The organism is Streptomyces boncukensis, assembly GCF_011045075.1.
In the GTDB taxonomy this organism is placed as follows: domain Bacteria; phylum Actinomycetota; class Actinomycetes; order Streptomycetales; family Streptomycetaceae; genus Streptomyces; species Streptomyces boncukensis.
On record NZ_JAAKZZ010000315.1, the window covers coordinates 1 to 8,963 of the forward strand.

The 8,963-nt window shown below is 74.7% G+C and carries 5 protein-coding genes and 1 pseudogene; all 6 read right to left on the reverse strand.

Annotated elements, in window-relative coordinates:
* Positions 1 to 29: 29 nt before the first annotated feature.
* The 6 genes and pseudogenes from cobT to G5C65_RS24915 all read right to left on the reverse strand — a co-directional run bounded on the left by cobT (position 30) and on the right by G5C65_RS24915 (position 8,811).
* On the reverse strand, positions 30 to 3,866 hold the full coding sequence (cobT, locus tag G5C65_RS24895; RefSeq protein WP_165301161.1) for a nicotinate-nucleotide--dimethylbenzimidazole phosphoribosyltransferase: 3,837 nt from the start codon (positions 3,864 to 3,866) through the stop codon (positions 30 to 32).
* A 247-nt stretch (positions 3,867 to 4,113) separates the two neighbouring features.
* Positions 4,114 to 5,346: a precorrin-6y C5,15-methyltransferase (decarboxylating) subunit CbiE gene (gene cbiE / locus G5C65_RS24900; protein ID WP_165301162.1), complete on the reverse strand. Its 1,233-nt coding sequence runs from the start codon at positions 5,344 to 5,346 to the stop codon at positions 4,114 to 4,116.
* 102 nt (positions 5,347 to 5,448) lie between these two features.
* Positions 5,449 to 6,084 carry a GNAT family N-acetyltransferase gene (locus G5C65_RS24905; RefSeq protein WP_165301163.1) on the reverse strand — a complete coding sequence of 212 codons (636 nt, stop codon included), beginning with the start codon at positions 6,082 to 6,084 and terminating at the stop codon, positions 5,449 to 5,451.
* 139 nt (positions 6,085 to 6,223) lie between these two features.
* Positions 6,224 to 7,009, reverse strand: a complete 786-nt coding sequence (locus G5C65_RS39525; RefSeq protein ID WP_338146639.1) for a MetQ/NlpA family ABC transporter substrate-binding protein — start codon at positions 7,007 to 7,009, stop codon at positions 6,224 to 6,226.
* 102 nt (positions 7,010 to 7,111) lie between these two features.
* Positions 7,112 to 7,771, reverse strand: a pseudogene (locus G5C65_RS39530) (methionine ABC transporter permease); the annotation flags it as partial.
* Positions 7,768 to 8,811 carry an ATP-binding cassette domain-containing protein gene (locus G5C65_RS24915; protein ID WP_165301165.1) on the reverse strand — a complete coding sequence of 348 codons (1,044 nt, stop codon included), beginning with the start codon at positions 8,809 to 8,811 and terminating at the stop codon, positions 7,768 to 7,770. The pseudogene G5C65_RS39530 and the gene G5C65_RS24915, both read right to left, overlap by 4 nt.
* Between the last annotated feature and the right edge of the window lie 152 nt (positions 8,812 to 8,963).

Consider the following 8,963-nt stretch of genomic DNA (forward strand, 5'->3'; position numbering starts at 1 on the left):
GGGTGGTGGCCAGTGGGCCGCCGGAGGTGTCAGCCCTTCTCCGTGACGCCCGCGGAGTCGAACGTGGCGACCTCGTGCATGGTGCGGGCCGCGCTCTGGACCATCGGGAGGGCCAGCAGCGCGCCGGTGCCCTCGCCCAGCCGCAGGTCCAGGTCGACCAGGGGGCGCAGGCCCAGCTTGGTGAGGGCCGCGACATGGCCGGGCTCGGCGCTGCGGTGGCCCGCGACGCAGGCGGCCAGCGCCTCGGGCGCGAGGCACCGCGCGACGAGGGCCGCGGCACCCGCGCTGACGCCGTCCAGGATGACGGGCGTCCGCAGCGAGGCGCCACCGAGGATCAGTCCGACCATCGCGGCGTGCTCCAGGCCGCCGAACGCGGCCAGCAGCCCGATCGGGTCGGCCGGGTCGGGCTGGTGCAGCTCCAGCGCGCGGCGTACGACATCCACCTTGCGGGCGTGGGTCTCGTCGTTGATGCCGGTGCCGCGCCCGGTGACCTCGGCCGCGTCGGCGCCCGTGCAGGCGGCGATCAGCGCGGCGGACGCGGTGGTGTTGGCGATGCCCATCTCGCCGGTGAGCAGCGCCTTGTTGCCCGCCGCCACCAGGTCTCTGGCGGTCTCGACGCCGACCTCCATGGCGCGCGCGACCTCGTCGCGGGTCAGCGCGGGTCCTGCGGTCATATCGGCGGTGCCGGAGCGCACCTTGCGGGGCAGCAGTCCGGGCGTGGCGGGCAGTTCGCTCGCCACGCCGACGTCGACGACGCAGACCTCGGCACCGACCTGGGCGGCGAAGGCGTTGCAGACCGCGCCGCCGCCCAGGAAGTTGGCGACCATCTGCCCGGTGACCTCCTGCGGCCAGGGGGTGACGCCCTGCGCGTGCACCCCGTGGTCGCCCGCGAAGATCGCGACGGCGGCGGGCTCGGGAACCGGCGGCGGGCACTTGCGGGACAGCCCGCACAGCTGCGCCGAGATGATCTCCAGCATGCCGAGCGCGCCCGCGGGCTTGGTCATCCGCTTCTGCCGCTCCCACGCCTCGCCCAGCGCCTTGGCGTCCAGCGGGCGGATGGCGTCGAGGGTCTCGGCGAGCAGGTCGTGCGGCTCGGCGCCGGGCAGCGCGCGGCGCCCGTACGACTCCTCGTGGACCACCCAGGACAGCGGGCGGCGCTTGGACCAGCCCGCCTGCATCAGCTCGGGCTCGTCCGGGAACTCGTCGACGTAGCCGACACACAGATACGCCACGACCTCCAGATGCTCGGGGAGTTCGAGGGCCCGTACCATCTCGCGCTCGTCGAAGAAACTGACCCAGCCGACGCCCAGCCCCTCGGCACGCGCGGCGAGCCACAGGTTCTCCACCGCGAGCGCGGAGGAGTACGGCGCCATCTGCGGCTGGGTGTGGCGGCCCAGGGTGTGGCGCCCCCCGCGGGTCGGGTCGGCGGTGACGACGATGTTCACCGGCGTGTCGAGGATGGCCTCGACCTTGAGCTCCCGGAACTGCTTGGCGCGCGCCTTGGGGAGGGACTTGGCGTACGCGTCCCGCTGCCGCTGCGCCAGCTCGTGCATCGCACGGCGGGTCTCCTCGGAGCGGATGACCACGAAGTCCCACGGCTGGGAGTGACCGACGCTGGGCGCGGTGTGGGCCGCCTCCAGTACGCGGAGCAGGACCTCGTGCGGGATCGGGTCGGAGCGGAAGCCGTTGCGGATGTCGCGGCGCTCGCGCATCAGGCGGTGGACGGCCTCGCGCTCGGCGTCGGCGAATCCGGGGGCGGGCTCCGTGGCCGGGACCCCGTGCTCCGGGCCCTCGGCCTCCGGGACCTCGGCCTCCGGGACCTCGGCCTCCGGGACCTCGGCCTCCGGGATCTCGGGCTCCGGCTCCGGCGACTCGGCCGGGGCCGCCGCGACCGGTTCGCCGTCAGTGGACGGCGCGGCTTCGGCCGCCGGGCCGCCCTGGCTTATCGAGGGGGTGGCGGGACCGGCCGGCTCGACCTCCGGCGCCGTCGGCCGCGGCCCGGCGGAGGCGGCGGCAGCCTGCTCGTCCGCGGTCTCCGGCTGCTGACCGGATCCGGATCCGGGCGCGGCCGTCGGCGCCGGTGCCGAGACGGCTTCCACGGGGGTCTCCTGGGCCTGGGGCTCCTGCCCGGTCCCCGCACCCGGCGTCGGCCCGTCGACCGGTGCCGGGGCCGGTGCCGGGGCCGGTGCCTGCTGGGGGTCCGGTTGCGGCTCGGCCCGCTGCTCCGGCTCGGTGCCCTGCGTGACGGCCTCGCCCAGGGGCGACACCTCGATGGGCCCGTTCGCCGCCGGTCCGTCCGCCGCCTCCGGTGCCTTCCCGGCCTCCTCCGATACGGGTGCCGCGGTCTGCTCGCCTCCGGACGGGTCGGACGGGTCGGACGAGTGGCCGACCGTTTCTGCTGAGGTGGCCTGCGGCTCCTCCGCCCTCCACGCGTCCCGCTGCGGGGGGAGTTCGCCGAGCTGCGGGCCGGGCAGCTGCTCCGGGTCCTGATGTGCGACGTCCAGATACTCGGGGCCCACGGTCGGCGGGCCCTGCTGGCGCACGGGAGTGGGCTGCGGGGGCGTGCCCTGCGGGACGGGCGGCCCGGCAGGCGGCATCCCGGCCTGGGCCGGGATGCGGTCCACGGCAGGGCCGGGTGCGGACGGGACGGGCGTCTGCGGCTCCGACGTGGCCTGTGCGGGCACGGACGGCTGCCCGGACGGCTGGTCCGGGTGCCCGGGTGCCGGGGTCTCGGCGTGCGGCTGGCCCTGCCCCTGGGACGGGGGCTGCGGCTGTGCCGGGGCCTGGGGCTGAGCCTGGGCCTGCGGCTCCTGGGCCGGAACGGCCGGCGAGGCGGGCGCGACCGGCGCCGCCTGGGCCGGGGCGGGCGCGGAGGCGGCGGCGGGAGCCGCGGGCTGCTGCGGCTGCGCCTGGGGCGGCTGCTGGCCCGCCGCGCCCGCGGGGCCGCGGTCGGAGAGCGAGCGCACCGCGCCGGACTGCTCCGGCACCGGAGGGCCGAGGTGCAGCGGACGGCGCGGCGCGGCGCCGCCCGGCGCGGGCTGCGCCGACTGCCCCGGCTCGCCGGGCGGAACGGGTGGGCCGGGCTCCTGCTGTGGGGTCCGTACCGCGCCGTAGTCCAGGGAGCCCGAGTCGCGCCCTTCGGTCTCGTGCGGGCCCGGGGCCGGGGCGGGCGTCTCCTGGCCCGGCTCGGCGGACCGGGCGCCGCCGGGGGCGACCGCCGCGCCCGGCGCCTCCGGCAGCTGCTGGCCGGGGCCGAAGCCGGGCGCCTGCTGCTCCTCGCCCTGGGCCGGGTGTACCGCTTGCCCGGCCTGGACGGCCTGGACCGGCTGGACGGGCTGGACGGCCTGGACCGGCTGGACGGGCTGGACCGGCGGAACCGGCCCGCCGGGCTGCCCGGGTGGGACCGGTTGTCCGGGCTGAACCGGTGGTCCGGGCGGGGCCTGCTGCGGGCCCGGAGCGGGCTGCGCCGCCTGCGGCCCCTGGGCTGCGCCCTGCTGCTGCTCCGGAGCGGACCGCCCCGGCCGCTGCGGGGCCTGGGGAGCCGGGGGGACCGGCTGCGGCGTCTGCGGTTCGGGGACCGGCGTGTGCGCGGGCGCGCCCTGCGCCGGGGACGGCGCCGCGGACTGCTGCGGCGCCACGGCCGGCGGGGCCTGCGCCGGGGCGCCCGGCGCGTCGTTCCACGCGCCCGGGGCCGGCGGCATCAGCAGCAGGTCCTCCTCCTCGGCCCCGGGGCCGCCGCCGAGCCCGTCGGCCGGGTCCGCGAAGGTGTAGCCGCCGGGGGCCGGGATGCCCGGCTGCTGTCCTTCCGGCTGCCCGCCTGCGTTCTCCGGCAGCCCCTCGCCCGGGACCTGACCGGTGTCAGTCATGCGTTCCCCTCGCCCATCGCTCGTGCTCCTTCCAACCCGGCGGATGACCGCCGCGCCCCGTAGGGAAGAACGAGTCCGCACTCGGCGCGGCACGTCGCTTCGCCCACACCATTCGGACATTGACGGACGAAGCGTCAACCCCGAACGGTGGCACAACGATCCATCAGCCTACCCGGCACGGAGTGCCCCGCCCGCCACACGAGAGAGACAAACCGCACTTCGTCGGGGTTCGTTCCGGGAGCGAATCTCAGTCGTTTCGGATCCGGACACCGGACAGCAGGAACACAACGGCGCGTTCAGTTTCCGCCCACTCCTCCGTGTCCAGCTCCACCGACTGGAGCAGCGCGCACTCCACGGCGTAGCCGCCCTCGGCGAGCGCCCGGCCGCGCGCCTCGGCCTCGTCCCGGGTCGCGGCGTGGGTGACGACGCGGGCGGGCCTGCGCTCGGCGACAGCGGCCAGCGTGGCCACTCCCCCGCCGCCGATGCGGACGACATCGGGTTCGGGCAGGTTTTCGAGAATCTGCGGGGCCGCGCCGTGCGCCGTCTCCATCTGGACGCCGAACCGGCGCGCCGCCGCGTGCGTACGGGCGCAGGCGTCGGCATCGGCGTCGACGGCGATGACCGCGGCGCCGAAGCGGGCGGCCTCCACGGCGAACGCGCCGCTGCCCGCGCCGATGTCCCAGACCAGGTCCCCCACGCGCGGGCCGAGCCGGGCCAGTTGCGCGGCGCGCAGCTGGCCGGCCTCGCTGTCCTTGGCGGGCGCCGGCTCGCCGGCGTACGCGGTGGCGGGCAGCGCCCAGCCGCGTACCCCGGACTGGTGGCCGGGGTCGGGCCCGGCGATCCAGCCGTCGGCGCCCTCGGCCTGCGGTCCGCCGCCGATGCCGCCGACGACGATGACGAGGTTGGGGTCGCGCCAGGTGTGGTCGGCGACCTTGTCGGAGGTGAGGACGGTGACCTCCTCGCGCTCGGTGCCGAGCGCCTCGCAGATCACAAACGTCCGGTGCACCCCGGCCAGCAGCAGGGCCAGTTCGGCGGGCCCGGCGCCGGGCGAGGTGAGCACGGCGACCTTGGGGTGCGCGCGGCAGACGTTGACGACGCGGCGCAGGGTGCGGGTGTGGGCGACGACCACCCGGGCGTCGTCCCAGGGCATGCCCGCGCGTGCGAAGGCGGTGGCGACGGAGGAGACCGCGGGCACCACCTCGACCTCCAGCCCGTGTTCGGGGGCGCGCAGGGTGCGGACGACGCCGAAGAATCCGGGGTCGCCGTCCGCGAGGACCACGGCGGAACCGCGGTGCCGTGCGATGCGCCGGGCCGCGAGGGTGGCGCTGCCGAGCCGGATGCGCTCGGCACCGGACGGGACCTCGGGCAGCGCCAGATGGCGGGCGGCTCCGGCCACGAGGGTGGCCGCGCCGAGGGCCGAGCGCGCGGCGTCGGTCAGCGGCGTACCGTCCCATCCGATCACGGTGACGCGGTCGGCCATGGGTACGTGTCTCCTGGGCTCATCTGTGCTGGTCGCGGGGAGGGCCCAATGAGACTACCCCCGTTCGGCGGTCGCGGATCCACCGTCCTCGCGCCGGCGGGCTCACCAGGCCGGGTACGGCGCGAGGCCGCCGGTGTCGGACTGCTCCCCGAAGGAGCCGTCCAGGTCCTCGGGCAGCAGGCTCCACACGATGAGGTCGCATCTGATCTCGGCCCAGCCGTCGTCCTCGGTGCGGCTGCGCGCTATCCAGGCGTTGCGGAGCACGCCCTCGCTGATGCAGCCCAGCTTCTGGGCGACCTGCTGGGCCGCGGTGTTGCCGGCGGCCGTACGCAGTTCGAGGCGCTCGAACTTCTGGTCCTGGAAGAGCCAGTGGGCGAGCGCGAGCACGGCCTCGGTGGCGTAGCCCTCGCCGCGCGCCCAGGACGCCGTGAGGTAGCCGGCCTGTGCGCTGAGCAGCCGCCAGTCCGTTTCGCGCAGGTCGGCGACGCCGACCAGGCGCTGGGTGAGGAACTCCGTGACGGCGAAGACGATGCCTTCGCCCGCGGTCCGTACGGCCGGGGCGCCGCGGGTGACGAACGCGTGCGCGTCCGCCTCGGTGTAGGGCACGGGCAGCGTGGTCCACGCGATGATCTGGTCGTCGGTCATCATCGCGGTGAGAGCCGGGATGTCCGCTTCCTCGAACGGGCGCAGCACGAGCCGTTCCGTGCTGATCGTGATGTCCGGGAAGGTGGAAGTCATGCGCGCTCCATACACGATTCGGGGTGCACAGCATGCAGCATCGGCACCTTGATGTGCAGCGCCGGACCCCGCGGGGAGCGGAGTCCGGCACCGGAAGGAGATTTGTCGATACGGGGACTTCCCCCCGGGTCGGCGCCTCTCAGCCTCGCACAGGCCCGAAGGCCGGAGCGATGGCCCCCTGGTACTTGCGTTCGATGAACTTCTTCAGCTCGGGCGAGTTGAGCAGTCCGGCCAGCTTCCTGACCCGCGGGTCGTCCTGGTGGCCGTCCTTGACCGCGAGGAAGTTGGCGTAGGGGTTGCCCTTGACCTTCTCGGAGGCGAGGGCGTCCTTGGACGGGTTGAGGCCGGTGTCGACGGCGTAGTTGCCGTTGATGACGGCCGCGTCCACGTCGCCCAGCGCGCGCGGCACCGAGGCGGCCTCCAGCTCCTTGAACTTCAGCCCCCTGGCGTCCGCGATGTCCTGCAGCGTGGCCTCGGGTCCGGCGCCGCGCTCCAGCTCGATCAGCCCGCTGTCGGCGAGGAGGTGGAGGGCGCGGCCCTCGTTGGTGCTGTCGTTGGGCACCGCGACGGTCTTGCCCGCGGTCAGCTCCTTGAGGCTGTCCGCCTTCTTGGAGTACAGCCCCAGCGGCTCCAGCTCGACGTTGACGACGGGGACGATATGGGTGTTCTTCTTCTTGTTGAAGTCGTCGAGGTACGGCTTGTGCTGGAAGAAGTTGGCGTCGACCTCGCCGCTCTCGGTGGCGGTGTTCGGTACGACGTAGTCGTTGAACTTCCGGATGTCGAGCTTGAGGTCCGCCTTGCCGGCGAGGTGCTTGTCGACGTATTCGAGGATCTCGGCGTGCGGCGTCGGCGACGCCGCGACCCTGAGCGTCTGCTCGTCGTCGTCGCCGGAGGCCAGACCGTAGCCGATCAGCGCCAGCGGCACCGCGACGGCCGCCGTGACGGCGACGGTGCGGCCCCGGCCGAGCCGGGCGAGCCTCCCGCGGGCTCCCCGGGCGCCGGACGCCCCCGCCGAACCGCCGTCACCGCCGCGGCGTGCGGAGAGCGCGCGGACCACGGCGTCGCCGACGAGCTGGACGGCGGTGACGATGACGATCAGCGCGACAACGGTCGCGATCATCACGGTGGTCTCGAACCGCTGGTAGCCGTACTGCACGGCGACGGCGCCGAGGCCGCCGCCACCGACCGTCCCGGCCATCGCGGAGTAGCCGATGAGCACGATGACGGTGGTGGTCAGGCCCGCCACCAGGGAGGGCAGCGCCTGCGGCAGCAGCGCCTTGAAGACCACGGTGGGGGTGCCGCCGCCCATCGCCTGCACGGCCTCGACCAGCCCCCGGTCGACCTCGCGCACGGCGGCCTCGACCAGCCGTGCGAAGAACGGGATGGCGCCGATGGCCAGCGGCACGATCGCCGCCGTCGGGCCGATGAAGCTGCCGACGACGAAGCGGGTGAAGGGGATCAGCGCGATCAGCAGGATGATGAACGGCAGCGACCTGCCGATGTTGACGACCGCCCCGACGACCTTGTTGACGGGTGCGTTCCGCAGCAGCCCGCCCTTGTCGGTCAGCACCAGCAGCACACCGAGCGGCAGCCCGCCGATCAGGGCGATCAGCGCGGACCAGCCGACCATGTAGACGGTGTCCAGGAAGCCGTCCCGCAGCAGCGGCTGTATCTCGGCCCAGCTCACTTCGCGCCCTCCTCGGCGAGTTCCCGTCCGCCGCCTGCGATGGCCGCGACATCGACGGTGAGGCCCTGCTCGCGCAGGAAGCCGATGGGGACGACGTTGTCATCAAAGCTGCCCGGCAGCTCGATGCGCATCCGGCCGACCTGCTTGCCGGCCACGGTGTCCATGGCGGCGCCCAGGATGGAGATGTCCACGTTGTAGGTACGCGACAGCTTGGAGATCACCGGCTCGGTCGTCGTCTCCCCGTGGAAGGTGACGTCGACGACCGTACGGCCGGGCTCCGAGGGCTGCCCGCCCACCGGGAACAGCTCGCGGGCCAGCTCGGAGCCCTGGGTGGCGAGCAGTTCGGCGACGGTGCCGGACTCGGTGATCCGGCCGCCCTTCATCAGCGCGGCCGAGTCGCAGACGGCCTTGACGACGTCCATCTCGTGCGTGATCAGCAGCACGGTCAGCCCGAGCTGCCGGCCCAGGTCGCGCAGGAGCTGGAGCACCGAGCGGGTGGTCTCCGGATCGAGCGCCGAGGTGGCCTCGTCGGAGAGCAGCACCTTCGGGTCGCCGGCCAGCGCGCGGGCGATGCCGACGCGCTGCTTCTGGCCGCCGGAGAGCTGGGCGGGGTGGGAGCCCGCCTTGTCGGCGAGGCCGACGAGGTCCAGCAGCTCGTTCGCCTTGCGGGTGCGCTCCTGGCCGGACAGGCCGAGGATCTCCAGCGGCAGCTCGACATTGCCGCGCACGGTGCGCGCGGAGAGCAGGTTGAAGTGCTGGAAGACCATGCCGATCCGGGAGCGGGCCGCGCGCAGCTCGCGCCCGGCCCTGCGGCCGGCGCCCGCGAGCGCGGTGAGGTCCTGGCCGTCGACGGTGACGGTGCCGGAGGTGGGCCGCTCCAGCAGGTTGACGCAGCGGATGAGGGAGGACTTGCCCGCGCCGCTCTGGCCGACGACGCCGAACACCTCGCCTTCGCGGACGTGCAGGTTCACGCCGTCCAGCGCGGTGACCTCGCGGTCGCGGGTGCGGTAGACCTTGGTCAGGTCCTGAGTGGTAATCACAGGGTTTCCGTGGGTGTCGGGTGTGTGGGTGGCCGCGGCGCGCGGCAGGCGGCGCGCCGGGCAGGGGATACCGCGTGCGGGCGCAGGGAGCGCGGCAGGTCCGTACAGCGGGGGGTTCGGGGCAGAGCGGGACCGCTTCACCAGGGGCGGGC